Source organism: Cupriavidus sp., from assembly GCF_057315035.1.
Genome location: NZ_DBHKYV010000001.1, coordinates 425,506 through 450,702 on the forward strand (window position 1 = coordinate 425,506; position 25,197 = coordinate 450,702).

Below are 25,197 nucleotides of genomic sequence, written 5' to 3' on the forward strand. Positions count from 1 at the left end.
GCGCCGCAGATACACGATGATCTGCCGGCGCGGCGAGCCGGAGATTACAGCTTGAGCCGCTGCCAGATCGCCTTGGTGGCGCTGGCCGTGTTCAGCGTGTAGAAGTGCAGGCCCGGCACACCCGCCTGGAGCAGGCGTTCGCACAGTCCCGTCACCACATCGAGGCCGAACGCGCGGATCGCTTCCTTGTCGTCGCCGAACGATTCGAGCTTCTTGGCCACCCAGCGCGGCACTTCGGCGCCGCACATTTCAGAGAAGCGCATCAGTTGCGAATAATTCGTGATCGGCATGATGCCGGGCACGATCGGCACATCGACGCCCATTGCGCGCACATCGTCGACAAAGCGGAAGTACGCGTCGGCGTTGAAGAAATATTGCGTGATCGCCGAGTTGGCGCCGGCCTTCACCTTGCGCACGAAATTTTCCAGGTCGTGACGCGGCGAGCGGGCCTGCGGATGGTACTCGGGATACGCAGCCACTTCGATATTGAACCAGTCGCCGGTTTCCGCGCGGATGAACTCGACCAGTTCATTGGCGTAGCGGAACTCACCGATTTCGCCCATGCCCGACGGCATGTCGCCGCGCAGGGCCACGATATGGCGAATGCCGCCATCGCGGTAGGTCTTGAGAATGTCGCGGATGCTTTCGCGCGAGGAGCCCACGCACGACAGGTGCGGCGCGGCCTCGATACCCTCGCGCTGGATTTCCAGCACGGCGTCGAGCGTGCCCTGTTGCGTGGTACCGCCGGCGCCGAACGTCACCGAGATGTACTTGGGCTGCAGCGGCGCCAGTTGCGCACGCGTATTGCGCAGTTTCTCCGCGCCTTCCGCGGTCTTGGGCGGGAAGAATTCGAAGCTGTAGTAGCGGTCAGTCATGATTGGCACGCCGCGCGGGCGGCGCCCCGCAAAAGTGTCAGTCGCGGTCGCCGAGCAATACGCTCGACAGGATCCACGAGATCACGCTGTAGAGAATGGAGCCGAGCAACGCCGAGCCAAAGCCGTCGACGACAAACCCCTGCAGCAGGTTGCCGACAAACAGGAACAGCAGCGCGTTGATGACGAAGATGAACAGGCCCAGCGTCAGCAACGTGACCGGCAGTGTCAGGATGACCAGGATCGGCCGGATCAGCGTATTGACCAGCCCCAGCACCAGCGCGGCAAGCATTGCCGAGCCGAAACCGCCAAGATGGATTCCGCTGATCAGGCTACCCACCAGGAACAGCGATGCGGCATTGATGATCCAAACGGCCAACAGTCTCATGGGAGTCCTTTGTTGTGGTTGGTTCTGGTCTTTGAGTGGCGTCAGTCACTGCACGGTTTGTACAAGCCGCATCGCGCAGTTGGCGCGCTGCCCTCTCCCCCACCCCTCTCCCGCACGCGGGAGAGGGGTGCCCGCTACAAACGGCGGGAGTGGGGATCGGGCGGTACCGATCAGTAGCGGTAGTGGTCGGCCTTGTACGGGCCTTGCTTCTGCACGCCGATGTAGGCGGCCTGCTGGTCGGTCAGCTCGGTCAGTTGCGCGTTGAGCTTGCGCAGCTGCAGGCGTGCCACCTTCTCGTCCAGGTGCTTCGGCAGCACGTACACGCCAACCGGGTACTTGCCGCTGTCGCGCTCGGCCCACAGTTCGATCTGGGCGATGGTCTGGTTGGCGAACGAGCTGCTCATCACGTACGACGGGTGGCCCGTGGCGCAGCCCAGGTTCACCAGGCGGCCCTTGGCCAGGATGATCAGCTTCTTGCCGTCCGGGAACACCACGTGGTCAACCTGCGGCTTGATCTCGTCCCATTCGTACTTCTCGATCGACGCGATGTCGATCTCGTTGTCGAAGTGACCGATGTTGCAGACGATGGCCTGGTCCTTCATCTTTGCCATGTGGTCATGCGTGATCACGTGGTAGTTGCCGGTGCAGGTCACGAAGATGTCGCCGTGTTCGGCGGCGTAGTCCATCGTCACCACGCGGTAGCCTTCCATGGCGGCCTGCAGTGCGCAGATCGGGTCGATCTCGGTCACCCACACCTGGGCCGACAGCGCGCGCAGCGCCTGGGCGCTGCCCTTGCCCACGTCGCCGTAGCCGGCCACGATGGCGATCTTGCCGGCGATCATCACGTCGGTGGCGCGCTTGATGCCGTCCACCAGCGATTCACGGCAGCCGTACAGGTTGTCGAACTTGCTCTTGGTCACCGAGTCGTTCACGTTGATGGCCGGGAACTTCAGTTCACCCTTTTGTGCCATCTGGTACAGGCGGTGCACGCCCGTGGTGGTTTCCTCGGTCACGCCGCGGATGGCTTCCAGGTTACGGCTGTACCAGCTCGGATCCTTGGCCAGCTTTTCCTTGATGGCCGCGAACAGGTAGGTTTCTTCCTCGCTGGTCGGCTTGGCAATCAGCGATGCATCCTTCTCGGCGCGGGCGCCCAGGTGCAGCAGCAGCGTGGCGTCGCCGCCGTCGTCCAGGATCATGTTCGGCGTCTCGCCGTTGGTCCAGTCGAAGATGCGGTGCGTGAAGTCCCAGTATTCCTTCAGCGATTCGCCCTTGAACGCAAATACCGGCGTGCCCGTTGCGGCGATCGCGGCGGCGGCATGGTCCTGCGTCGAGTAGATGTTGCACGAGGCCCAGCGCACGTCGGCGCCCAGTGCCTTGAGCGTTTCGATCAGCACGGCGGTCTGGATCGTCATGTGCAGCGAACCGGCGATGCGGGCACCCTTGAGCGGCTGGGCGGCGGCGAATTCGTCGCGGATTGCCATCAGGCCCGGCATTTCGGTTTCGGCGATGGCGATTTCCTTGCGGCCCCAGCCGGCCAGGCCGATGTCGGCCACGATGTAGTCTTGCTTGAGGTCAGTCACAGCGTTCATGAGTCACTCCGTTCGATGTAGAAGTGGACGCAGGGACGGGAGGAATGTGGCCGCGCCACGCACGATGCACGTAGCACGTGACATTTGGCTGGCAGGCAGACAGGTCGACTCGCGTCCGTGCAAACCACGGAACAGCGAGCGCCGTTGAGACAGTCCGAGCCTGGCGAATGGCGAGCCATCCGTTGCAACGCTCCTCGGAGTGGCGGTATTGTAGCGTGCCTGTTCGCGACCTGTGGCGCGAACCCCTAGATTTTTTCCGGCTTTTTGCCAGCTTTTTGTTTCCGATTGTTCGCGCCTTGCACATGCTCCCCACGCCACCCCGCACCCTGACCATCGCCGGTTCCGACTCCGGTGGCGGCGCCGGCATCCAGGCGGACCTGAAGACCTTTGCCGCGCTCGGCTGTTTTGGCACGAGCGCGATCACGGCCATCACGGCCCAGAACACGCTGGGCGTGACCGGCGTGCATGCCATCCCGGCCGACATGGTGGCCGCGCAGATCGACGCGGTGGCCAGCGATATCGGCGTGGATGCGGCCAAGACCGGCATGCTCGGCACGGCCGCCATCGTCGAGGCCGTGGCCGGCGCCGTGGACCGTCACGGTATCCGCAAGCTTGTGGTGGACCCGGTCATGATCTCGACCTCGGGCGCCACGCTGTCAGACGACGCAACCAGCCAGGCAATGGTCAGGCTGCTGTTCCCGCGTGCGATGCTGGTCACGCCGAACCTGCCGGAAGCGTCTTACCTGCTGGGCCGCCGCATCGCGCGTCGTGCCGAGATGGAAAGCGCCGCCGCCGACCTGCTGGCCATGGGTTGCCAGGCCGTGCTGCTCAAGGGTGGGCATCTGGAGGACGATGGCCCCGGCGCCACGGGTCTCGATGACCTCCTGATGCTTGCCGACGGCACCACGCGCGTGTACACGCATCCGCGCATCGACACGCCGAACCTGCACGGCACCGGCTGCACGCTGGCTGCCGCCATCGCCGCGCAACTGGCGCGCGGCAACGCGCTGCCCGACGCCGTGGGCACCGCGCTCGACTATGTCGCCCAGGCAATTGCCGCCGGCGCGCAGTATCGCATCGGGGCCGGCAACGGCCCGCTCAATCACGGCTTCGCGCCACGGGTACTGGGGTAAATCGACATGCAAACGCTGACCAACGTCGACTTGCGCGACGACCCTGCCGCGCGCTGGTACGTAAAGAATGAAACCGTACAGGTGGTTTTCGCCGCCGAACCGGGCGAACTGATCAGCCGCGAAGGCCCGAACCGGTATGGGCGCGGCGATGCCATCGTGACCGGCGCCACGGGCGACCGCTGGGTGGTCTCCCGCGAACGGTTCGACGCGCGCTACGTCGCCGCCGGGCCGCACGCCCATGGCGAGGCCGGCCCCTATCGGAACCAGCCGGTGCCGGTGCTAGCCCGGGAAATGGCGCAAGCGTTCGCGATCGAGCGCTCGGCTGGTGGCGACGTACTGACCGGCAAGCCGGGCGACTGGCTGATGCAATATGCGCCCGGCGACTATGGCATCACCGAGCGAGTGCGGTTCCTGGCCGTCTATCGACCGGCCGAAACGTCGCCGGCGCCGCAGGGTTAATTTCCGCCGGCCAACTGCACGAGCTTGAACGACGCGCGGGCCACGCAGCACACCGTGCCTGACGCGTCGCGGGCCTCGCCCTCGCAGAAGGCAATCTTGTTGCCACGGCGAATGCAACGCGATTCGAACGTCAGTTCCCCGCGCGCGGCCGACAGGAAATGCGTCGACATGTCGATCGTGATCACGCCCACGTCCAGCGGCGCGTGCGAGCGTGCCGCGCCGCTCAGCGTGAAGTCCAGTACCGCCATCAATGTGCCGCCATGCACGTCACCACGGCTGTTCACCACATTGGCATTGGCCGGCAGGCGCGTGCGGCACAGGCCCTCTTCCATGTACTCGGGCTGCAGGCCCAGCAGGCGCATCAGCGGAATGTCGATGCCGAAGTAAGGCTTTTCGGGGGTGCCAGGCGCGGCGGGGATGATCTGGGTCACAGCTGTTTCCTCTCTGCAGGGTTCCGTATGGCGGAACCTCATTCCTTTGATGACTGGATGGAGAGGATATGCGGAATGGCGTGGCACGACCAGCGTCAATGGCCGGTTAGCGCCCAAACTTTCGCTCCCCTCTCCCGCCTGCGCCGCCTCCTGGAGAGGGCTGGGGGAGAGCCGGAGCGTCAACACCGACGCAACGGTCACACAAACAACGCGTTCAGCCCGTTCACTGCCGCAGGCACATCGCTGGCCTCGGTAATCGCGCGCACCACGGCCGCGCTGCCCACGCCCACGGCCAGTACCTCACGCATATTGCTGGCATTCACGCCGCCGATACCAACCAGCGACGGAATCACCGGCTTCATCAGCTTCACGTACGACTGGAACCGTCCCATGCCTTGCGGCTGGGTCGGCATGATCTTGGTCGTGGTCGGGAAGATCGCTCCGAGCGCCAGGTAGCTGGGCGCAAGCGCCGCCACCCGCAGCATTTCGGCATAGCCATGCGTCGAGACGCCAAGGCGCAGACCCGAGGCGCGAATCGCATCGAGATCGGCTTCGTCTAGATCTTCCTGTCCGAGGTGGATGCCGTAGATACCGCTGTCACCGCCGCAGGCGGCGTGATGGTCGATGGCCACGCGCCAGTGGTCATTGATAAACAGCCGTGACGCCGAGCCCTTGGCGGCCTTGGCGGCGCGCGCAATCTCGGCCTTCACGGCGGCGGCATCGTCGGACTTGAAGCGCAGTTGCACGGTCGGCACCTGCAGCGGCACGAGCTTTTCGATCCATGCCGCCGTGGGCATGACCGCATAGAGGCCAAGGTCCGGAGGGCACGGCGCGAACGCCTTCGCAGGTTGGTCGGGAGACGCCAGCGCTGCGTGGCGAACGCGCGGAAAGCGTGCAAAGTCGCTCGGCCAGGTCGCGCTGCCCGGCTGCCATGCGCGGGCGATGCACAACGCATCATGCGCCGGGAAATGCAGCGACAGTGCCGCACACAGCACCGCCACGAAGGCCGGCGAATGCGCGGTGTCGTCGTCGGCGCCCACCTCGAGCACCCAGGTGCCCATCGGCGAACGCACGGTGTCGATCCAGCGGCCGCCCTCACGCTCCGATTCGATCAGCACGGCATTGGCCGCGCTGACACGGTCGATCTCGACGGCGGTCGCCTCGCCATCCGATAACACCACGTCGTGATGGCCCAGCGTAGCCGGCGCGTTGGCAACCTGCCATGCCTGCCACGGCGCTTCGTCACGGCCGAACATCGTGGCGAAGCGTTGCATCAGGTCTTCGAACATTGCGGCGTCGATGGCCGCGGCAACTCCCTGGCGCGTCATGCACGATCCTCCGCGCCTTCGGCATGCCAGAACGGCATGCCAACCACGGGCGTGCTGGCCTGCGCCACCTCACGCTCGGGCATCGGCCCGGCGAGGTACGCGGTACGGCCCGCCTCGACGGCCAGCGCAAATGCGCGTGCCATGTTCACCGGATAAGCGGCCTGCGCCACGGCAGTATTGAGCAGCACGCCGTCGTAGCCCCACTCCAGCACCTGAGCCGCGTGCGACGGCAGGCCGAGGCCCGCATCGACGATCAGCGGCGTATCGGGCAAGCGGTCGCGCAGCGTGCGCATCGCGTGCGGGTTCACCGCGCCCCGGCCCGTGCCAATCGGCGCAGCCCACGGCATCAGCGCCTGGCAGCCCACGTCGAGCAGCCGACGGCACAGCACCAGGTCCTCGGTGCAATACGGCAGCACCTTGAAGCCTTCCTTGATCAGCGTCTCCGCCACGGCGGGCATGTTCAGCGTATCGGGCTGCAGCGTGTAGTCATCGCCAATCAGTTCGAGCTTGATCCAGTCGGTCTCGAATACCTCGCGCGCCATCATGGCCGTGGTGATGACTTCCTGTGCCGCGAAGCAGCCGGCGGTGTTCGGCAACACCGGTACGCCCAGCTTGCGCAGCATCTGCCAGAACGTCTCGCCACCGAGCGTCTGGCCATCGCCACTGCCCACCGCGGTCTGGCGGCGCAGCGCAACCGTGATCATGGCCGGGCGCGACGCTTCCACGGCGGCCTGCAGCGTGGCAGGCGACGGGTAGCGGGAAGTGCCCAGCAGCAGGCGTGAATCGAATGATTCCCCGTACAGCACGAACGGATCGCGCAGGGTTTCGGCAGGTTCGAATGTCATGGTGGCTTAGCCTCCCGTCACGGGTTGCACGAGGTCGATCTGGTCGCCCGCGGCGAGCGATGTATTGGCATGCGCGGTACGCGGAACAAACTGGCCATTCACCGCGGCGGCGAATGGCGGCGCGATGGCGGCTGCCGTCACCGCGTCGGCCAGCGTCGCGGCATCGGGCAGTTCCAGCGATCGGCCATTGAGCAGGATTTGCATGATGTCTTCTTGATTAATGCAGCGTGCCGCCCGCATCGGCCAGCACGCCGTGCGCAGGCTGCGCTGGCTCCTGCACCGACTCGATCATGCCGGGCCAGCGTAGCGCAGACGGCACCGCATGCGCGGCCGGATCGCCGGCCAGCATGGCGCGCACCACGTGGCATGCGGCTTCGGTCACGGCCGGCGCAATCAGCCAGCCGTGCCGATACAGTCCGTTCACGCGCACCACACGCGCTTGCTGGTCCACCCGGATCGCGGGCAGATGGTCGGGACGCGTGGGTCGGCGCTGCACATTGAGTTCAAGCACGCGCGCCTCGCCAAACGCGGGATGCAGCGAGTGCGCGGCCGACAGCAGTTCGAGCGCGGAACGCACGCTCATCGGCGAGTCGTCCTCGCTTTCGATTTCGGTGGCGCCGATCACGTAGAGATCGTTGGGCTTCGGCGCGATGTAGATCGGGTAGCGCGGATGCAGCAGGCGCACCGGGCGATGCAGCTTCACATCGGGCGCGTGTACGCGGACCACTTCGCCACGCAGGCCGCGCAGGCCCGGCAGGGCCTTTTCGCGGGCGCCGGACGAATCGGTCCACGCGGCACGTGCGCCAAGGCCGCGACAGTCGAGCACCACGTCGGCACGGATGCCGAGCGACGGCAACGCATCGGCGTCGACTTCGCCCGCTTCCCACACGCAGTGCATGCCGCCCGCAATCGCGCAGGCCAGCAATGCGCGCATGGCGCCACGGTTGTCGAGCTGCCCTTCGCCTTGCAGCAGCAGGCCCTGGGGAAAGCGCCCGGCCAACGCCGGCTCCACCTGGCCCACGCCATTGCCGTCGAGCGCGCGCAGGCGTGCCTGCACCAGTTCGGGAGGCGCCACCGCGCGCATGCGGCCGGTGAACAGCGACACTTCACTGCGGTCACGTGCGTGCCACACCACGAGCGTGCCATCTTCCTGGAAAAACACGGGTTCGGGCAGCGCCTGGATCCAGCTGCGCCACAGGTCGACACTGGCAATGCCGAGGTCAACGATACGCCGTTCGGCGATTGCCGATTCGGCCAGCGGCGCCAGCATGGCCGCCGCGACATGCGCGGCGGAACCGCTGCCGTCGGGGCCGCCACGCTCCACCAGCGCCACGCGGGCGCCTGCGCGTACCAGTTGCCAGGCGGACAAACGCCCGGCCAGGCCGGCGCCAAGGATGGCGACATCGAAGGACTGTACTGCTGTCATGGGCTTGTATGCCGGCGGCATGGGCAAACGGTTGCGCCGTCCGGCCTCCAGTTGGGTGAATACCGCCGCGCCGCGTGGGGGCGCCGCGCGCGGGACTCTGGTACTTCTGTTACTGCGGTGATGCCACTACCGGGCACGGCCGCGAGGCCGTGCCCGTCCTGCAAGACAATGCGTGGTGGCTTACGAGTAGATCTTCGCGCCCGACTTCACGAACTCGATCGACTTCTCTTCCATGCCACGTTCGGCCGCGGGCAGCGATGCCGCGTAGTCGCGCACTTCCTGCGTGATCTTCATCGAGCAGAACTTCGGCCCGCACATCGAGCAGAAGTGGGCGATCTTCGCGCCTTCGGCCGGCAGCGTTGCATCGTGGAACGAACGTGCACGCTCGGGATCGAGGCCCAGGTTGAACTGGTCTTCCCAGCGGAACTCGAAGCGCGCCTTGGACAGCGCATTGTCACGCAACTGCGCGCCAGGCCAGCCCTTGGCCAGGTCGGCGGCGTGGGCGGCGATCTTGTACGTGATGATGCCTTCGCGCACGTCTTCCTTGTCCGGCAGGCCCAGGTGTTCCTTCGGCGTGACGTAGCACAGCATGGCCGTGCCCATCCAGCCGATATTGGCGGCACCAATGCCGCTGGTGATGTGGTCGTAGCCCGGCGCGATGTCGGTGACCAGCGGTCCCAGCGTGTAGAACGGCGCCTCGTAGCAATGCTTGAGCTCTTCGTCCATATTGGCCTGGATGCGCTGCAGCGGCACGTGGCCCGGGCCCTCGATCATGACCTGCACATCGTGTTCCCATGCCTTGGCCGTCAGTTCGCCCAGCGTGCGCAGCTCACCGAATTGCGCGTCGTCGTTCGAATCGGCGATACAGCCCGGACGCAGGCCATCACCGAGGCTGAACGACACGTCGTACGCCTTCATGATTTCGCAGATCTCGTCGAAGCGCGTGTACAGGAAGTTTTCCTTGTGGTGGGCCAGGCACCACTTGGCCATGATCGAGCCGCCGCGCGACACGATGCCGGTCACGCGATCGGCGGTCATCGGCACGTAGCGCAGCAGCACGCCGGCGTGGATCGTGAAATAGTCCACGCCCTGCTCGGCCTGCTCGATCAGCGTGTCGCGGAACATTTCCCAGGTCAGGTCCTCGGCGATGCCACCGGTCTTGTCCAGCGCCTGGTAGATCGGCACCGTGCCGATGGGTACCGGCGAGTTGCGCAGGATCCATTCACGCGTTTCGTGGATGTGCTTGCCGGTGGACAGGTCCATGATGGTGTCGGCGCCCCAACGGATCGACCACACCATCTTTTCCACTTCCTCGGCCAGCGACGACGTCACGGCGGAGTTGCCGAGATTGCCGTTGATCTTCACGCGGAAGTTGCGGCCGATGGCCATCGGCTCCAGTTCCGTGTGGTTGATGTTGGCGGGGATGATCGCGCGGCCGGCGGCAATTTCACGGCGCACGAATTCCGGCGTCATGTCTTCCGGACGCAGCGGCAGCGCGGCGCCGAGCGCATTGCCCGGGTGCTGGCGCAGCAGCGCCTTGTACTCGGGCTTGTCGTAGAGCGCCTGCAGGTTCAGCGATTCACGCAGCGCCACGTATTCCATCTCGGGCGTGATGATGCCGCGGCGCGCGTAGTGCATCTGCGACACATTCGCGCCAGCCTTGGCGCGACGCGGATTGGTCAGTTGCGCGAAACGCAGGTGCGCGGTGGCCGGATCGTTGGCACGTGCCAGGCCGTATTCCGACGACAGGCCGGGCAACACTTCCGTATCGTTGCGTTCGGCAATCCACTGGGCGCGCACGGGTGGCAGGCCGGCCTTCAGGTCGATATGCACGTCGGGATCGCTGTACGGACCCGAGGTGTCATAGACCGGGATCGGCGGGTTGGCCATCTCGCCCTTGTCGGTGCGTGTGGCCGTTTGCAGGATCGTGCGCAGTGGCACACGAATGTCCGGGCGGCTGCCGGTCAGGTAGGTCTTGCTGGAAGCCGGATAGGCAAATTTCTGGTCGAGATCGCTTTCCAGCGATTCAAACGAAGCGGCGGGGGCAGTACGGGCCATGGGTGTCGTCCTCTCTCTTGCGGGGATGGACGAAACCAGGAGCCCTGTGAGCCGGCCTGCGCGGCTGGGCCGGCGGCGGCGTCCCGGTGCGGAAATCCCGCGGGACAAGAGCGATTCGGTTCATGTGAAACTTCCCACGCCGGTACTAGCCGGATCGGGTTCGAAGGGACTCTCTCAGCCGCCCGGCCCATCCGGACGGCACCCCTGTTTCATCCAACGGGGTGAATTTAAGCACAAGGGCTTGCGCCGCGCTACCCAAAATTCTGTCGCGGCTGTCGTGCATCACGGTATCGGAATGCCATGCTGCGCTGCACGATACGCGCAAAGTGGGCAGGGCGACGCTTCGCGGACCAGTTTTCCCATGTGTATTGCGAACGGCTGGATTGCCGTACCATGGCCCGCAGCAGGTAGTCCGTATTTCAACAGCGGCCGCCAGTGCCGCCCCAGGAGATGTCATGACCGCCACATCCGTCGCCTTGGATAGCGCGCACACTCACGGCGTGTTCAACCAGGTGCCCGACCTTGCCGGCTACAACCTGTTCGACACCGATCCCGGCCTGCGCACGACACTGGACCGGCTCGGCGGCAGTTGGCACACCGATGCGCTGTCCACCTATGGATCAAGGCTCGGCGAAGCCGAGGTACAGGGTTGGGCGGCCGATGCCAACCGGTTCGCGCCGGAACTGCACACGCACAGCCGCACCGGCGAACGCATCGACCAGGTTCAGTTTCATCCCGCGTGGCATCAGCTGCTGGCATTGCTGCGTAGCCAGCAACTGCAGGCCCTGCCATTCGTGCAACCGCGCGCGGGGGTATGGGCCGCGCGCACGGCCGGTTACTACCTGCAGGCCCAGGTCGAATCGGGGTCGCTGTGTCCCACCACGATGACGCTGGCCAGCATTCCTGTCCTGGGCAAGGAACCGGCCCTGTTCCGCGATCTCGAACCCCGCCTCTACGCGAAGGAGCACGATCCGCGCGACCTGCCCTGGCGCGACAAGACTGCCGTGATGATCGGCATGGGCATGACGGAAAAGCAGGGCGGCTCCGATGTGCGCGCCAATACGACCGTGGCCATGCCCGTGCGTGGCGAGGGGCGCGGGGCCGAATATGCGCTGACCGGGCACAAATGGTTTTTCTCGGCGCCGATGTGCGATGCGCACCTGGTGGTGGCGCGCATGGGTGCGGCCGATGGCCCCCTGTCATGCTTCTTCGTGCCGCGCTTTCGCGACGATGGCAGCAAGAATCCGATCCTGATCCAGCGGCTCAAGGATAAGCTCGGCAACCGTTCCAATTCGAGCAGTGAAGTGGAATTCCGCGGCGCCACCGGCATCCTGATCGGCGAGGAAGGCCGCGGCATTCCCACCATCATCGAGATGGCCACCAATACCCGGCTCGATTGCGTGATCGGCAGCGCGGCGCTGCTGCGCGCGGGACTGGTGCAGGCGCTGCATCACGCGCGCCATCGCATGGCGTTCGGCAAGCTGCTGGCCGACCAGCCGCTGATGCGCAATGTGCTGGCCGACCTGGCGCTGGAGTCCGAGGCGGCCGCGCTCATGATGATGGCGCTGGCCAATGCGTTCGAACACGCCGACGACGATCCGCTGGCCGCGGCCTGGAAACGCGTGATGACGCCGGCCGCCAAGTTCTGGATCTGCAAGCGCGCGCTGGAAGCCACCGGCGAGGCCATGGAAGTCTGGGGCGGCAACGGCTATGTCGAGGAAGGGCCGATGGCGCGGCTGTATCGCGAAGCACCGGTCAATTCGATCTGGGAAGGCTCGGGCAACATCATGTGCCTTGACGTCTTGCGTGCGTTGCAACGCAACCCCGACGATGGCGCACGCATCATGCAGGACCTGGCGCGCCTGTCCAATGGCCACGCCGCGGTGCGCGCGGAACTGGCGTCGCTGCAGGCCATGCTGCACGGTCCGGCCGATGCGCTCGAAGCCAGCGCGCGCCGCTTTGCGCAGGGACTGGTACTGACCGCGCAGGCGGCGCTGATGATCGCGCATGGCCACGCAGAATCGGCCGAGCAGTTCGTGGCAAGCCGTCTGGGCCGCCAGCATGGCCGTGTCTTCGGCACGCTGGATGCAGATATCGGCACTTTGATCCGCATCACGGACCGCGCCTGGCCTCGCTGAACTTATAGTGTGCGGAGATCGCACAGCACGTGCTGCATTGCGGCATGTCCATCTTCAGGGGCCATGCGCCCCGCCGTAAACGTTGTGGCGACGGGCTCCCGCCCGCTGCGAAAACCAAGTCGCCACAACGGACGGCACGCGCCAAGTAACGTGTGCCGCCACATCCCCCATGAATATCAGCAAACGTCTGCTTCTCACGCTGTCCCTCGCGTTACTCGCCTTACTCTTCGTCGGCCTTGGCGGTATCTGGCAGATGAACCAGTCGGAAAAACGCTTCGAATACTTCAACGACAACACGCTCGGCAGCGTGCGTGACCTCAACAACGTCAGCAATGCGCTGGCCAACATCCGCGTGGCACTGTATCGCCATGCCATGACCGACGACGTCAACGCAAAGGCCGATGCCGAAGCCATGCTGGAGCGCTCCAACAAGCGCTTCGACGACCTGCTGGCCAAGTACGAACGCGATGATATTTCCGACGAAACCGACCGGAAGTTTCTTGAGGCCGATCGCGCTGCCATCAAGCACTACCGGGACCAGTTCGGCGCGTTTCTCGAACGCTCCAGGAACAGCGACTTCGCCGCCACCCAACAGATGCTGACCGCGGGGGAGCTGCACCTGGCCTCCACCGCCGTGCGCAAGAACCTGGACGAGCATCTCGAATACAACACGAAGCTTGGCGACGAAGCCGTGGCGCACAACAAGGCACAACATCAAACATCGGTACGCGTATTTTCGATTGTGATCGTGATCGCGGTCGTGCTCACGGCCTTCATGGCGATCGGACTGTATCGTCGCATCCGCAGCAGCCTTGAAGAGATCCAGGGCACGCTGTTGCATGTCAGCACGTCGCTCGATCTCGATCGCCGCGCGCCGGTAGACCGTCTCGATGAAGTCGGCCTGACCGCGCAATCGTTCAATACGCTGATCGAGCGCGTGTCCGGCACGTTGCGCGAAGTACGCCGCTCCACCGATTCGGTGAGCGTGGCCGCCGCGCAGATTGCCGCGGGCAACGTCGACCTGTCGTCGCGCACCGAGCAGCAGGCCGCATCGCTGGAAGAAACCGCATCGAGCATGGAGCAGCTCACGGCCACCGTGCGCCAGAATGCCGAGAATGCGCGCCAGGCCTCGTCACTGGCATCGAATGCGGCCCTGGTGGCCGATGAAGGCAATCATTCCGTGCAGCAGATGGTGGATACGATGGGCGCCATCAGCACCAGCTCGGAGCGCATCGCCGAGATCACGAACCTGATTGAAGGCATCGCCTTCCAGACCAATATCCTGGCACTGAACGCCGCCGTGGAAGCGGCGCGTGCCGGTGAGCAAGGCCGCGGCTTTGCGGTGGTGGCCGGCGAAGTGCGCAGCCTGGCGCAACGCTCGTCGAGCGCGGCCAAGGAAATCAAGGAACTGATCGAGGCATCGGTCGACACCGTGCGCACCGGCTCCACGCAGGCGGAAGGCGTAGGCAACACGATGACCGAGATCCGTCATGCCGTGAAGCGCGTGTCGGACATCATCGCCGAGATCTCGGCGGCATCGCAGGAACAGAGCGCGGGTATCGAGCAGGTCGGCCATGCCGTGGGCCAGATGGACCAGGTTACGCAACAGAACGCGGCGCTCGTCGAGGAAGCGGCTGCCGCCGCGCAATCGCTGGACGAACAGGCCGGCAAGCTGCGCGACATGGTGGGACAGTTCCAGATGCGCGGGTAATCTGCTGTCCGTGTTCTCCCCTCTCCCGCGTTGTGGGAGAGGGGAGCAAACCAACCAGCAGCAATTCAATCCGCCACCGCTGTCTCCGTAATCCGCAGCGTGACATGCGGCGCATAGCGGATCAGGTCATGCGCACGCTCGCCGATCATGATCGCCGGTGCGTTGGTGTTACCACCAATCAGCGTCGGCATGATCGACGCATCCACCACCCGCAAACCCTCCACGCCGCGCACGCGCAACTGCGGGTCCACCACGGCCAGCGCGTCCATGCCCATGCGGCATGTGCCTACCGGGTGATAGATCGTATCGGCGTGCTTGCGGATCAGCGCGCGCGCCGCGTCGTCGTCACTGCCGTCCAGCCGCAGTCCTTCCGAGTACAGCTCCCGCCCGCCGAACACGGCCAGCGGCGCCTGGGCAAAGATGTCGCGCACGATGCGCAGGCCAGCCAGCATGTCCTCCATGTCCTGCGGATCCGACAGGTAGCGCGGGTCGATGCGCGGGGCGTCGCGCATGTCCGGTGAAGCCAGTCCGACCAGGCCACGGCTACGCGGCCGCAGCACGCAGACGTGGCAGGAATAGCCATGTCCGAAATTCACGCTGCGCATATGGTTGTCGGCCATGCCCACCACAAAGTGCAACTGCAGATCGGGTTCGGCCAGTCCGGGGCGGCTGCGTACGAACGCACCGGCTTCCGCGAAGTTCGAGGTCATCATGCCGGAGCGGTCACGCCGGTACCGCAGGTATTCGCCGATCAACCTGCGCACCGCGCCGGGCGATATCCCGAACAGCTCGGGCGCCGCCACGCGCTTGTGCAGGATGATGTCGAGGTGGTCCTGTAGATTGCCGCCAACACCGGCCAGGTCATGCACCACGGCAATGCCGTGCTCCTGCAGATGTCGGGCCGGGCCCACGCCCGAAACCATCAGCAATTGCGGCGAGCCGAACACCCCCGCCGAGACGATGACCTCGCGACGCGCACGCAGCACGACCTCCTGGCCATCGCGCCAGGCCAGCACACCCACCGCGCGACGCTTTTCGAAGAGGATGCGAAGCACCTGTGTGCCGGTCATCACCTGCAGATGGCTGCGCCCGCCATTGCGGTTACGGTCGCGCTCATTGCCACCATGCAGGTAGGCACGCGCCGCATTCCAGCGTTCACCGTTGTGCTGCGTGACCTGGTACCAGCCAACACCCTCCTGCTCCTCGCCATTGAAATCGTCGTTGCGCACGATGCCGGCATGCTGAGCCGCATCGATGAAATGCTGGCCAAACGGATTGGGCGAGCGCAGGTCGCTGACATGCAGCGGACCGGTGCCACCATGCAGCGGATCGTCGTCGTGGCCGGCCACGCGTTCGTTGCATTCGGCACGCCGGAAATACGGCAGCACGTCGTCCCATGCCCAGCCGTCGCAGCCCGCGGCGGCCCAGCCATCGTAGTCGCTCGGGCGGCCGCGCACATAGATCATGGCGTTGATCGACGAAGATCCGCCCAGGCCCCGGCCGCGCGGCTGATAGCCGCGCCGGCCGCCGAGTTCGTCCTGGGGCACGGTCTGGTAGCCGTAATTGCGCGCGCCGGCGCGCGGCAGCATGGCCGCACAGCCAGCGGGTGTGCGCACCAGCACATGATGATCGTGTGCACCTGCCTCGAGCAGCGCGATCGTGTCGCTGCCACTGTCAGCCAACCGCCCCGCCAGTGCACAGCCGGCCGAGCCGGCGCCCACGACGAGATAGTCAAAAGTCGTTTCCATCTGTCTCCCCGCGTGTCCGGTGCCGATCCAGTCCCCGGCGGACGTCCGCTGCGAAAATAAAGTGTAGGCGCTGCCGTCGGGCCGGTGAAGGGGGCAGAGGGCGGCAGCCCGCATTGGCGCCCGCCGGTGCGAGACGTTTGAAGGGAAGGCTCGATTGATTCCATTGATATAACGCGCGTGCTGCCTTATGGTGCGCGATGGCCCATGGAATACAGCCCCCGGGAAGGAGACCGCCAATGAGAGAAGTGCCCGCCATGTCCACTGTGTTCGATGCCATGCGCGCCGCATCGCGCCACGACCAGAGCCCGGCATGGGAGGTCCGGGCCGACCGGTTGCGCCGGCTCAAGCGCCTGGTGCGCGACAACCACCTGGCCATCGCCGAGGCCATCAGCGCGGATTTCACCAATCGGCCACGTCAGGAAACCGCGTTGCTGGAAGTTTTCCCGAGCCTGGCCGGTATCGATGATGCACTGCGGCATGGCAAGCGCTGGATGCGTGTGCGCCGGGCCCGCACCGGACTCTGGTTCAAACCTGCAAAGTCGCGCCTGATGCCGCAGCCGCTGGGCGTGATCGGCATCGTGGTGCCGTGGAACTATCCGCTCTACCTGACCATCGGCCCGCTGGCCGGTGCGCTGGTGGCGGGCAATCGGGCCATGGTCAAGCTGTCGGAATACACGCCACGTTTTTCCGAACTGTTCGCGCGGCTGGTGCAAGCCACGTTCGCGCCCGATGAAGTGGCCGTGATCAACGGCGATGCCGACGTGGCCGCCACGTTCAGCGCGCTGCCGTTCGACCACCTGCTGTTCACGGGCTCGACCAATGTCGGCCATCATGTGATGAAGGCCGCCGCGGCAAACCTGACGCCGGTGACGCTGGAGCTGGGCGGAAAGTCGCCGGCCATCATCGGTCCCGGCGCCGATTTCGAACGCGCGGTGGAACGGATCCTGGTTGGCAAGCTGCTCAACGCGGGCCAGACCTGTATCGCGCCGGACTATGTACTGGTGGCAGCCGAGCAGCGCGACCGCTTTGCGCAGGCCGCGCGACGCGTGGTGGATCGGCTCTATCCCGATATCGCGCGCAACCCCGACTACACCAGCATCATCAGCCCCCGGCATTTCGACCGGCTGGTATCGATGATCGACGCCGCTGGTGCGGCCGGCGCTGGCGTGGTGCCATTGACCGATGCGATGCCCAACGCCACTGTACGGCAGTTGCCGCCGGTGCTGTTGATCGACGTACCGGACGACGTCAAGGCCATGCAGGAGGAGATCTTCGGGCCGGTGCTGCCCGTGGTGACCTATCGCAGCATCGACGACGCCATCGCATTCGTCAACGCGCGGCCGCGACCTCTGGCGTTGTATGTATTCGACAAGCACAGCAATGTCGTGGATCGCGTGATGCAGCAGACGGTGGCCGGTGGCGTCACTGTCAACGACACGCTGTTCCATATTGCCCAGGACGACCTGCCGTTTGGCGGTGTCGGCCCAAGCGGCATGGGTGTCTATCACGGCGAGGCCGGCTTCGAGACGTTCTCGAAACTCAAACCGGTGTTCCACCAGGCCAGCTTCAATGGCGCGGGCCTGCTCAAGCCGCCCTACGGCAAACGCTTCGAGTCGATGCTGAAGATGCTGATGCGCTAGGGAGGCAGGTCGGAAGGCGTGTTTTCAGGCCGCCAGCATGGGCTTGCCCAGCATGCGCGACAGCACGGCCTCTGGCGAATGGGTACGGTCGCCGATCGCGGCCGGATCCAGATAGATCGTCTGTTCCATCATCGCCTTGCCGCGCATGGCCGCATGCAGCAACTGGTCGCTGAACACGATCCATGTGGCGCCGGGCGGGAAATGAAACTCCTGCTGCGGCACCGTCTTCTGGTACTCGAGATCGGCCTTGGCCAGGTCATGCAACTGGAGCATGCGGTGGTCGTACTCGCTGCGCGTGCGCTTGGTGATATGCAGCGTCTTCATCAGCCATGCCTGGCCCGGCCACATGCCATGTGTCTGGGGCACGAAGCGCTGCGCGAAATCGCCGAACGGCTCGCCCACGCGCCACACCCGCGACGCTTCCGGATCGATATTGTGGAAGACGCGCAGCAGGCGCTTGCCCAGCATCGGATTCGACGGAAACGAATCCACGTGCAGGCGTGTATCGTCCTTGCGCCAGCTCACCGGGCGGCCGGCGATCTCGCTTGGCCGCAGCGAGGTGCCCGCGCGCGTCATGTGCGGCAGGTATTCGGGCAGCAGCGCGCGGATCAGCGCTTCGCTCGACTGCGCATAACGGTGGATCAGGTTGTAGAGCTCGGTCAGGTCCTGCTCGGTACCAGCGGCGCCGCGCACGGCCCGGTCGTCGGCACGCAGGTTGATGTTCTTTGACTTGCCATCCGAGTAACGCGGATCGAGAAAGCGCTCTTCGCCAGGCTGGAAGCGGAAATGCAGGTTCGGGAAGTACAGCACGGCGCCCTGCTCCAGCTCGCGGCGCAGCGTGGCGCGCGTTTCGGGTGTTACCTCGGGCGACCAGTCGGTGTACGGCTGGGTGCGGATCAGGTCCAGGGACATGGCGGTTCCGTGAAGATCGGTTTGACCGGATTCTACTCGCTTGGCGCCTCGCGCCAACGTGATGCGCCGGCAACAAAAAACCCCGCGGTCCGGATGGACCAGCGGGGTTTCGAGCAAGCCCGGGAAAGGCTTACAGACCGGCGGCGGCGCGCAGCGCAGCTGCCTTGTCGGTGGCTTCCCACGAGAATTCCGGCTCTTCACGGCCAAAGTGACCGTAGGCGGCGCTCTTCTCGTAGATCGGACGCAGCAGGTCCAGCATCTGCACGATACCCTTCGGACGCAGGTCGAAGTGCTCCTGCACCAGCTCGGCAATCTTCTCGTCGGAGATCTTGCCGGTGCCTTCGGTGTAGACGGTCACGTTGATCGGGCGAGCCACGCCGATCGCGTAGCTGACCTGCACCTGGCACTGACGCGCCAGGCCGGCTGCCACCACGTTCTTGGCCACATAGCGAGCGGCGTACGCGGCCGAACGGTCGACCTTCGACGGATCCTTGCCCGAGAACGCGCCACCGCCGTGCGGCGAAGCGCCACCGTAGGTGTCGACGATGATCTTGCGGCCGGTCAGGCCGCAATCGCCTTGCGGGCCACCGATCACGAAACGGCCAGTCGGGTTCACCAGGTACTTGGTGTCCTTGAGCATGTCGGCCGGCAGCACCGGCTTGATGATCTCCTCGATCACGGCTTCGCGGATCTGGGCCTGCGAGATGTCCGGTGCGTGCTGGGTCGACAACACCACGGTATCCACGCTGTGCGGGCGGCCATCCACGTAACGGACCGTCACCTGCGACTTGGCATCGGGACGCAGCCAGGGCAGGCGGCCGTCACGGCGCAGTTGCGACTGGCGCTCCACCAGACGGTGTGCGTAGTAGATCGGGAACGGCATCAGTTCCGGCGTTTCGTCGCAGGCGTAACCGAACATCAGGCCCTGGTCGCCAGCACCCTGGTTCAGGTAATCGTCCGATGCACGATCCACGCCCTGGGCGATGTCCGGCGACTGCTTGTCGTAGGCCACCAGCACCGCGCAACCCTTGTAGTCGATGCCGTAGTCGGTGTTGTCGTAACCGATGCGCTTGATGGTGTCGCGTGCGACCTGGATGTAGTCGACGTTCGCCGTCGTGGTGATTTCGCCTGCCAGCACCACCAGACCAGTGTTGCAAAGCGTTTCGGCCGCCACACGGGCGTACTTGTCCTGGGCAAGGATGGCGTCCAGGACCGCGTCCGAAATCTGGTCGGCTACTTTATCGGGATGGCCTTCGGAGACAGATTCCGAAGTAAAGAGGAAATCGTTCGACACGATCTTGTTTCTCCAGGTTGGTTAGCTTCGCGCGCCAGCCTCGGGAAACGATGCGGCGACGCTTTAGCGGAATTTAGGCCACTCGGGTAGAGCGGCATCGCCCCGCAAGTTGTCAGTTAACTCGGCGATGCCGGGTATTATACGCGCCTGCCGGCTTCGTTGCAGCGCGCCAATGATGAAAACGCCACAGCCGCTGCCCCGATGCCGCCCGTACTGAAGAAGTACCAAGGAATTCCCCGGCTTGTCGCCGGAATATGTCCCTGACGCCGTCATGACCTTTCTCTTCTGGCTTATTTCCCGCCTGCCCCTGCGCGTACTGCATGCGTTCGGCGGAGCACTTGGCCTGCTCGTGGCGCGACTGCCCGGCCGCTACGGTCGCCGGCTGGTGGAAAACTTCCGGAATGCCTACCCGGACGCCACCGATGCCATGATTGCCGAGGCGGCCCGCAATACAGGCCGCATGATGGTGGAGATGCCGTATTTCTGGAGCCGCAAATCGATCACGGTGCGGACCGACAACTTTGAAAGTTGCCTGTGGCCGCATATGAAGCGCCTGCAGGAACAGGGCAATGGCCTGATCATCCTGACGCCACACATGGGCTGCTTCGAGGTGTTGCCACAGTCGCATGCCGAGCAACGCCCCGTGACGGCGATGTTCAAGCCACCCAACCAGCCCTGGCTGCGCGAGTTCGTCGAACGCATGCGCACCCGGCACAACCTGGCCATGGCCCCTGCCAACCCGCGTGGCGTGCGAATGGTGGTGCGCGCGCTCAAGCGCGGCGAGGCCGTAGGCATCCTGCCCGACCAGGTGCCAAGCGGCGGCGAAGGAGCCTGGGCGCCATTCTTCGGCAAGCCGGCCTATACGATGACGCTGGTGCACAGGCTGCAGCAACTGACAAAAGCCCCCATGGTCATGATCATTGCCGAGCGCTTGCCCCGCGGGGTGGGTTATCGCGGACATCTGCGCGTTCTCGGCGACGACGGCATGCTGCCGGCCGACCCCGTGGCCGCGTGTGCCATGATCAATGCCAACATCGAGCAGATGATCGCGGTTGATCCAACCCAGTATCTGTGGGGCTACAACCGCTACAAGCATCCGGCCGGCGCCGAGTTGCCGCCTGAAACCTTCGGTGCCGCACCGACCGTTTCCACCAACAAGAACCAATGAGCCGCATTTTTACCTGGCTCGGCATCGGGCTGCTGACCGTGCTGGGCAAACTCCCTTATTCGTTCGTGGCCCGCTTCGGCGAGGCACTGGGCGGATTCCTGTACCTGATCCCGAACCCGCGCCGCGAAGTGGTGCGTGCCAACCTGCGCCTGTGTTTCCCGGACAAAAGCGATGCCGAAATCGAGGCGATGTCGCGCGAAACCTATCGCAAGGTGTTCCGCAGCTTTGCCGAGGGCGGCATCTTCTGGACCTGCGACGATGCAAAGATGCGCCGGCTGGTGCAGATCAATGACCAGGCCAACCTGGTGGCACTCGACGGCACCCCGCACATCCTGGTGACGCTGCATCTGTCGGGCCTCGAAGCGGGCGCGATCCGGCTGACGATGCACCTGCGCGACAACGTCGGCCGCTCCGGCGCATCGCTTTATACCGTCCAGAAGAACAAGCTGTTCGACGATTTCCTGAAGGTCGCGCGCGGCCGCTTTGGCGCGAACATGATTTCGCGCAATGACAGCGTGCGCAACATCCTGCGCGTGCTCAAGAAAGGCGAGGCCCTGCAACTGATCTCCGATATGGATTTCGGCGAGCGCGACTCGGAGTTCGTGCCGTTTTTCGGGGTACAGGCCCTGACGCTGACTTCGGTCTCGCGCCTGGCGCGGCTGGCGGGGGCCAAAGTGGTCCCGATCTACACGGAACAGCTTCCCGACTACAAGGGCTATGTGCTGCACATCCTGCCGCCATGGGACAACTACCCGGGCGAGGACGTGACCGACGATACGCGGCGCATGAATGCCTTCTTCGAAGAAGCCATCCGCCCGCGCGTGGCCGACTATTACTGGGTACACAAGCGCTTCAAGCACCGGCCGCCCGGCGAACCCGACATCTACTGATTACAATTGCGAACATGAAACTCCAGTTCACCAAGATGCACGGCGCCGGCAACGATTTCATCGTGCTGGACGGCATCCACCAACAACTCGACCTGACCGACGCGCAGTGGCGCGCGCTGGCCAGCCGGCATTTCGGCATCGGCGCGGACCAGATCCTGATCGTCGAGAAATCCACGCGCGACGACGTCGATTTCCGCTACCGGATCTTCAATTCCGATGGCGGCGAGGTCGAGCACTGCGGCAACGGCGCGCGTTGCTTCGTACGCTTTGTCACTGACAAGGGCATGACGGACAAGCGCTCGGTGCGCGTGGAGGTCATGAACGGCGTGATCACGCTGACGCTGCAGGACGATGGGCAGGTGACCGTAGACATGGGGGCACCCGAACTGATCCCGGCGCGCGTGCCGTTCGTGGCCGATGGCCTGCCGACGCGTCGCGAGGGCGATGACACGCTGTACGGACTGGAAGTCAACGGCCGTACCGAATGGATCTCCGCGGTATCGATGGGTAATCCGCATGCGGTGCAGGTAGTGGACGATGTGGAACAGTTCCCGGTGCTGCAGGATGGCCCCGTGATCGAGCATCACAAGTCGTTTCCGAAGCGCGTCAACGCGGGCTTCATGGCCATCGTCGACCGCCATACCATCGAACTGCGCGTGTTCGAGCGCGGCGCCGGTGAAACCCTTGCCTGTGGCACCGGTGCCTGTGCGGCCGTGGTGGCCGGCATCCGCCGCGGCCTGCTCGACACGCCGGTCAGGGTGCGCACGCACGGTGGCGAATTGTCGATTGCGTGGCAGGGTGCGGGCCAGCCCGTGCAGATGACCGGCCCGGCCACCACCGTGTTCGAAGGGTCTATTGACCTGTCCACGTTGCCTGCCTGAACATTAGGGCTCTTCCCGCCATCTGGCGGGGATCTGTGGAATGCGGGGTGGCTCCACCCCGCCACCGGAGAGCCCATGAGCCTGGACGATTTCCGCATCACCACCGGCAAGCAGTTCAAGCTTGCCGCGTTCGACGCCGGCAGCAAGCCACTGTCCACCGGCAGCAAGTCTTCCGACGTTGCCCATCTGGACGAGTTGGGCGCCCAACTGGACGCCGTCCAGGACATCTTCTACGCCGAGCACAACCACAAGCTGCTGATCGTATTGCAGGGCATGGATACCAGCGGCAAGGACGGTACGGTGCGGTCGGTCTTCCGCAGCTTCGATCCGCTAGGTGTGCGCGTGGCCAGCTTCAAGGCGCCCACGCCCGAAGAACTCGCACGCGACTACCTGTGGCGCGTACACGCCCAGGTGCCGCGCAAGGGCGAAATCGTGATCTTCAATCGCAGCCACTACGAGGACGTGCTGATTACACGCGTGCACGGATGGATCGACGATGCCGAATGCGAGCGTCGCTACAAGCAGATCCGCGCGTTCGAGCAAATGCTCGTGGAGACCGGCACGACGATCATCAAATGCTTCCTGCACATCTCGAAGGGCGAGCAGAAAAAGCGGCTCGAGGAACGGATCGCCGATCCGCAGAAGCACTGGAAGTTCGACATGCAGGACCTGGCCGAACGTAAGTTCTGGAAGGATTATCAGCAGGCCTACGAAGATGCGATCGCCGCCACGGCAACGCCGGAGAGCCCGTGGTACATCGTGCCCGCGGACTCCAAGAGCCATCGCAACCTGATGGTGGCCGAAATCCTGAAAGCGGCCTTCGACACCCTCAAGCCAGCGTATCCACCGCCCAAGCCTGAACTGGCCAAGGTGGTGGTCGACTAGGTCAGGCTCTACCAGGTCAGGGTCGACCAGTCAGCCATCGCCGTTGCCGCGATGCACGTCGTGCGTCACGAACGGCCGTTCGGGGCCGGGCATGGCTAGCCAGTGCGGGTGCTTGAGCGTATCGCGAATGTCATCGAGACCGCTTGACCAGTGCTCATGCATCGTCAGCACGCCAAACTGATAATCCTTGGCGCTGCCTTCGAATGTCTTGTCGCGATAGATCAGCTGGATCACGTTGCGGCGCGCGTCGCATGCGTGATCCGCCGCGCGCTTGTACCACGGGTCATCGCGCCTTGACGGCGGCACCAGTTCCATCAGCTCACTGAGCATGCGGCGATAGTTCTGTTGCTCGCGCATGTAGTCGGTAATGGCACGCGTGCGGCTCGAATACTGGATGTCCTTCTGGCGCTCGGCCACATCGAGCAGGTTGTGTGGCAGCTTGCCGCGCGCGCTCCACAAGTCCACCTGGAAAATCAGCGCATCGCGGCGCGGCTGGGCCTGCAGCACTTCCTGCAACGGCGTATTCGAGACCAGCCCACCATCCCAGTAATACTCGCCATCGATCTCGACGGCCGGAAAGCCGGGCGGCAGCGCACCGGAGGCCATGAAATGCTCGGCGCGCAGCGTCATGCGCGTGTTGTCGAAATAGGCGAAATTGCCGGTGTGCACATTGACCGCCCCGACCGACACGCGCATTTCCTTTGGATGGTTGATGCGATCGAAATCGACAAACCGTTCGAGCGTGGCCTTGAGCGGTGCCGTGTCGTAGTAACTGGCGCTACCCGGATCGTCGAAGCGCGCCCACAGGTCCGTAATGGCGCGCGGCGTAAAGAACCCGCGCTGGCCTTCCACCAGCGCACGCGTGGCGTTGAGGCTATCGAACCAGACGCGCATGGGCTCTGGCCACAGCGGCGCGGCTTCGGTCAGCAACTCCAGCGGCAGCCCGGGCAACCACGGCTGGGCGCAGATGTATTCCCAGAACGCGCGCAATTGCGCGACCCGCGTTTCGGGAGGATTCCCGGCAATCACGGCCGCATTCAGCGCGCCGATCGAAATCCCGGCGATCCAGTTCGGGTGGATGCCGCCTTCGGACAGACCCTGGTAGACACCAGCCTGGTAGGAACCCAATGCCCCGCCACCCTGCAGCACCAAGGCACGAATCGCGTAGGCCTCGTGAGCCGGGCCATCATGTGGCGGCGCGTCTCGCGCGCAATGCTCGACTGGCAAGGCGCGCGGCGTTGCCGCAGTCTGCTTCGCCTTGGCCGGCGTGGCTGCATCTGCAGCCGAATCCTGTGGTGGTGCGCCCTGCTCGCCTATTTCACGCTGAACTGCTGACACGTCCTGCCGCCGTTTTTTCGCCACGCCGCGCTCCGAAATGAAAAACGGCCCCATGCGGGGCCG

At 64.8% G+C, this 25,197-nt stretch carries 22 protein-coding genes and 2 riboswitches; of the genes, 9 read left to right on the forward strand and 13 right to left on the reverse strand.

The genetic code is table 11. From position 1 onward, the window contains the following. Nucleotides 1-44: 44 nt before the first annotated feature. The 3 genes from metF to ahcY form a co-directional block, all read right to left on the reverse strand. On the reverse strand, nt 45-875 hold the full coding sequence (gene metF / locus ACO550_RS01965; RefSeq protein WP_485994036.1) for a methylenetetrahydrofolate reductase [NAD(P)H]: 831 nt from the start codon (nt 873-875) through the stop codon (nt 45-47). A gap of 37 nt (nt 876-912) precedes the next feature. After that, a complete protein-coding gene (locus tag ACO550_RS01970; protein WP_485994038.1) occupies nt 913-1,260 on the reverse strand; it encodes a phage holin family protein in 348 nt (115 codons plus the stop codon). 170 nt (nt 1,261-1,430) lie between these two features. After that, a complete protein-coding gene (ahcY, locus tag ACO550_RS01975) occupies nt 1,431-2,849 on the reverse strand; it encodes an adenosylhomocysteinase (protein ID WP_315593341.1) in 1,419 nt (472 codons plus the stop codon). 129 nt (nt 2,850-2,978) lie between these two features. Next, a riboswitch (S-adenosyl-L-homocysteine riboswitch) is annotated at nt 2,979-3,051 on the reverse strand. 100 nt (nt 3,052-3,151) lie between these two features. Between ahcY and thiD the strand changes: the two genes are divergently transcribed. Together thiD and ACO550_RS01985 are read left to right on the forward strand one after the other, a co-directional pair. Then, nucleotides 3,152-3,982 carry a bifunctional hydroxymethylpyrimidine kinase/phosphomethylpyrimidine kinase gene (gene thiD / locus ACO550_RS01980; protein ID WP_315593342.1) on the forward strand — a complete coding sequence of 277 codons (831 nt, stop codon included), beginning with the start codon at nt 3,152-3,154 and terminating at the stop codon, nt 3,980-3,982. A gap of 6 nt (nt 3,983-3,988) precedes the next feature. Then, nucleotides 3,989-4,441 carry a PGDYG domain-containing protein gene (locus ACO550_RS01985; RefSeq protein ID WP_315593343.1) on the forward strand — a complete coding sequence of 151 codons (453 nt, stop codon included), beginning with the start codon at nt 3,989-3,991 and terminating at the stop codon, nt 4,439-4,441. Here ACO550_RS01985 and ACO550_RS01990 read toward each other — a convergent pair. The 6 genes from ACO550_RS01990 to thiC form a co-directional block, all read right to left on the reverse strand. After that, nucleotides 4,438-4,914, reverse strand: coding sequence for a PaaI family thioesterase (locus ACO550_RS01990; protein ID WP_315593344.1), 477 nt, complete (start codon nt 4,912-4,914; stop codon nt 4,438-4,440). The genes ACO550_RS01985 and ACO550_RS01990 overlap by 4 nt on opposite strands. Nucleotides 4,915-5,069: 155 nt before the next feature. After that, nucleotides 5,070-6,200, reverse strand: coding sequence for a thiamine phosphate synthase (locus ACO550_RS01995; protein ID WP_315593345.1), 1,131 nt, complete (start codon nt 6,198-6,200; stop codon nt 5,070-5,072). After that, nucleotides 6,197-7,045, reverse strand: coding sequence for a thiazole synthase (locus ACO550_RS02000; protein ID WP_315593346.1), 849 nt, complete (start codon nt 7,043-7,045; stop codon nt 6,197-6,199). Before ACO550_RS02000 ends, ACO550_RS01995 begins: the two co-directional genes overlap by 4 nt. A 6-nt stretch (nt 7,046-7,051) precedes the next feature. Continuing rightward, the gene (thiS, locus tag ACO550_RS02005) at nt 7,052-7,249 is read right to left on the reverse strand and encodes a sulfur carrier protein ThiS (RefSeq protein WP_315593347.1); all 198 of its coding nucleotides are present in this window, start codon (nt 7,247-7,249) and stop codon (nt 7,052-7,054) included. Between the two features lie 13 nt (nt 7,250-7,262). After that, nucleotides 7,263-8,471, reverse strand: coding sequence for an FAD-dependent oxidoreductase (locus tag ACO550_RS02010; RefSeq protein WP_315593348.1), 1,209 nt, complete (start codon nt 8,469-8,471; stop codon nt 7,263-7,265). Nucleotides 8,472-8,651: 180 nt separating this feature from the next. Further along, complete coding sequence (gene thiC, locus ACO550_RS02015) at nt 8,652-10,529, reverse strand: phosphomethylpyrimidine synthase ThiC (protein ID WP_315593349.1); 1,878 nt, start codon at nt 10,527-10,529, stop codon at nt 8,652-8,654. Nucleotides 10,530-10,643: 114 nt separating this feature from the next. Then, nucleotides 10,644-10,745: riboswitch (TPP riboswitch) on the reverse strand. A 239-nt stretch (nt 10,746-10,984) separates the two neighbouring features. Between thiC and ACO550_RS02020 the strand changes: the two genes are divergently transcribed. After that, nucleotides 10,985-12,667: an acyl-CoA dehydrogenase family protein gene (locus ACO550_RS02020; protein ID WP_315593350.1), complete on the forward strand. Its 1,683-nt coding sequence runs from the start codon at nt 10,985-10,987 to the stop codon at nt 12,665-12,667. A 169-nt stretch (nt 12,668-12,836) separates the two neighbouring features. Continuing rightward, nucleotides 12,837-14,378: a methyl-accepting chemotaxis protein gene (locus ACO550_RS02025; protein WP_315593351.1), complete on the forward strand. Its 1,542-nt coding sequence runs from the start codon at nt 12,837-12,839 to the stop codon at nt 14,376-14,378. A gap of 65 nt (nt 14,379-14,443) precedes the next feature. Here the strand turns inward: ACO550_RS02025 and ACO550_RS02030 are convergent, their stop codons facing one another. Beyond that, on the reverse strand, nt 14,444-16,126 hold the full coding sequence (locus ACO550_RS02030) for a GMC family oxidoreductase (protein WP_315593352.1): 1,683 nt from the start codon (nt 16,124-16,126) through the stop codon (nt 14,444-14,446). Nucleotides 16,127-16,362: 236 nt separating this feature from the next. Here ACO550_RS02030 and ACO550_RS02035 point away from each other — a divergent pair, with 236 nt between their 5' ends. Continuing rightward, a complete protein-coding gene (locus ACO550_RS02035) occupies nt 16,363-17,766 on the forward strand; it encodes an aldehyde dehydrogenase family protein (RefSeq protein ID WP_315593353.1) in 1,404 nt (467 codons plus the stop codon). Between the two features lie 24 nt (nt 17,767-17,790). On the opposite strand, the gene kdoO is transcribed toward ACO550_RS02035, so the two are convergent. Both kdoO and metK read right to left on the reverse strand, forming a co-directional pair. Next, nucleotides 17,791-18,678: a Kdo hydroxylase KdoO gene (gene kdoO / locus ACO550_RS02040; RefSeq protein WP_315593354.1), complete on the reverse strand. Its 888-nt coding sequence runs from the start codon at nt 18,676-18,678 to the stop codon at nt 17,791-17,793. Between the two features lie 130 nt (nt 18,679-18,808). Next, nucleotides 18,809-19,972 carry a methionine adenosyltransferase gene (gene metK / locus ACO550_RS02045; protein ID WP_315593355.1) on the reverse strand — a complete coding sequence of 388 codons (1,164 nt, stop codon included), beginning with the start codon at nt 19,970-19,972 and terminating at the stop codon, nt 18,809-18,811. A 241-nt stretch (nt 19,973-20,213) separates the two neighbouring features. Here metK and ACO550_RS02050 point away from each other — a divergent pair, with 241 nt between their 5' ends. The 4 genes from ACO550_RS02050 (at nt 20,214) to ACO550_RS02065 (ending at nt 23,796) form a co-directional block, all read left to right on the forward strand. Beyond that, nucleotides 20,214-21,140 (forward strand): lysophospholipid acyltransferase family protein, encoded by a 927-nt coding sequence (locus ACO550_RS02050; RefSeq protein ID WP_315593356.1) that lies wholly within the window; start codon nt 20,214-20,216, stop codon nt 21,138-21,140. Then, entirely contained in the window at nt 21,137-22,030 is an 894-nt protein-coding gene (locus ACO550_RS02055; protein ID WP_315593357.1) for a lipid A biosynthesis lauroyl acyltransferase, read from the forward strand. The genes ACO550_RS02050 and ACO550_RS02055 overlap by 4 nt, the downstream gene beginning before the upstream one ends. A gap of 14 nt (nt 22,031-22,044) precedes the next feature. Then, a complete protein-coding gene (dapF, locus tag ACO550_RS02060) occupies nt 22,045-22,911 on the forward strand; it encodes a diaminopimelate epimerase (protein ID WP_315593358.1) in 867 nt (288 codons plus the stop codon). Between the two features lie 75 nt (nt 22,912-22,986). After that, nucleotides 22,987-23,796, forward strand: coding sequence for a polyphosphate kinase 2 family protein (locus ACO550_RS02065; RefSeq protein WP_315593359.1), 810 nt, complete (start codon nt 22,987-22,989; stop codon nt 23,794-23,796). 30 nt (nt 23,797-23,826) lie between these two features. On the opposite strand, the gene ACO550_RS02070 is transcribed toward ACO550_RS02065, so the two are convergent. Continuing rightward, nucleotides 23,827-25,158 (reverse strand): DUF3734 domain-containing protein, encoded by a 1,332-nt coding sequence (locus ACO550_RS02070; RefSeq protein ID WP_315593360.1) that lies wholly within the window; start codon nt 25,156-25,158, stop codon nt 23,827-23,829. Between the last annotated feature and the right edge of the window lie 39 nt (nt 25,159-25,197).

What these genes read in the sequence shown, in the direction of transcription:
- ACO550_RS02000 (WP_315593346.1), bottom strand. Translation starts at nt 7,045, where the DNA reads ATGACATTCGAACCTGCCGAAACCCTGCGCGATCCGTTCGTGCTGTAC.
- ACO550_RS02065 (WP_315593359.1), top strand. Translation starts at nt 22,987, where the DNA reads ATGAGCCTGGACGATTTCCGCATCACCACCGGCAAGCAGTTCAAGCTT.
- ACO550_RS01985 (WP_315593343.1), top strand. Translation starts at nt 3,989, where the DNA reads ATGCAAACGCTGACCAACGTCGACTTGCGCGACGACCCTGCCGCGCGC.
- thiS (WP_315593347.1), bottom strand. Translation starts at nt 7,249, where the DNA reads ATGCAAATCCTGCTCAATGGCCGATCGCTGGAACTGCCCGATGCCGCG.
- kdoO (WP_315593354.1), bottom strand. Translation starts at nt 18,678, where the DNA reads ATGTCCCTGGACCTGATCCGCACCCAGCCGTACACCGACTGGTCGCCC.
- ahcY (WP_315593341.1), bottom strand. Translation starts at nt 2,849, where the DNA reads ATGAACGCTGTGACTGACCTCAAGCAAGACTACATCGTGGCCGACATC.
- ACO550_RS02055 (WP_315593357.1), top strand. Translation starts at nt 21,137, where the DNA reads ATGAGCCGCATTTTTACCTGGCTCGGCATCGGGCTGCTGACCGTGCTG.
- dapF (WP_315593358.1), top strand. Translation starts at nt 22,045, where the DNA reads ATGAAACTCCAGTTCACCAAGATGCACGGCGCCGGCAACGATTTCATC.
- ACO550_RS01995 (WP_315593345.1), bottom strand. Translation starts at nt 6,200, where the DNA reads ATGACGCGCCAGGGAGTTGCCGCGGCCATCGACGCCGCAATGTTCGAA.
- ACO550_RS01970 (WP_485994038.1), bottom strand. Translation starts at nt 1,260, where the DNA reads ATGAGACTGTTGGCCGTTTGGATCATCAATGCCGCATCGCTGTTCCTG.
- thiD (WP_315593342.1), top strand. Translation starts at nt 3,152, where the DNA reads ATGCTCCCCACGCCACCCCGCACCCTGACCATCGCCGGTTCCGACTCC.
- ACO550_RS02035 (WP_315593353.1), top strand. Translation starts at nt 16,363, where the DNA reads ATGAGAGAAGTGCCCGCCATGTCCACTGTGTTCGATGCCATGCGCGCC.
- ACO550_RS02010 (WP_315593348.1), bottom strand. Translation starts at nt 8,471, where the DNA reads ATGACAGCAGTACAGTCCTTCGATGTCGCCATCCTTGGCGCCGGCCTG.
- ACO550_RS02025 (WP_315593351.1), top strand. Translation starts at nt 12,837, where the DNA reads ATGAATATCAGCAAACGTCTGCTTCTCACGCTGTCCCTCGCGTTACTC.
- thiC (WP_315593349.1), bottom strand. Translation starts at nt 10,529, where the DNA reads ATGGCCCGTACTGCCCCCGCCGCTTCGTTTGAATCGCTGGAAAGCGAT.
- metF (WP_485994036.1), bottom strand. Translation starts at nt 875, where the DNA reads ATGACTGACCGCTACTACAGCTTCGAATTCTTCCCGCCCAAGACCGCG.
- ACO550_RS01990 (WP_315593344.1), bottom strand. Translation starts at nt 4,914, where the DNA reads ATGAGGTTCCGCCATACGGAACCCTGCAGAGAGGAAACAGCTGTGACC.
- ACO550_RS02020 (WP_315593350.1), top strand. Translation starts at nt 10,985, where the DNA reads ATGACCGCCACATCCGTCGCCTTGGATAGCGCGCACACTCACGGCGTG.
- ACO550_RS02030 (WP_315593352.1), bottom strand. Translation starts at nt 16,126, where the DNA reads ATGGAAACGACTTTTGACTATCTCGTCGTGGGCGCCGGCTCGGCCGGC.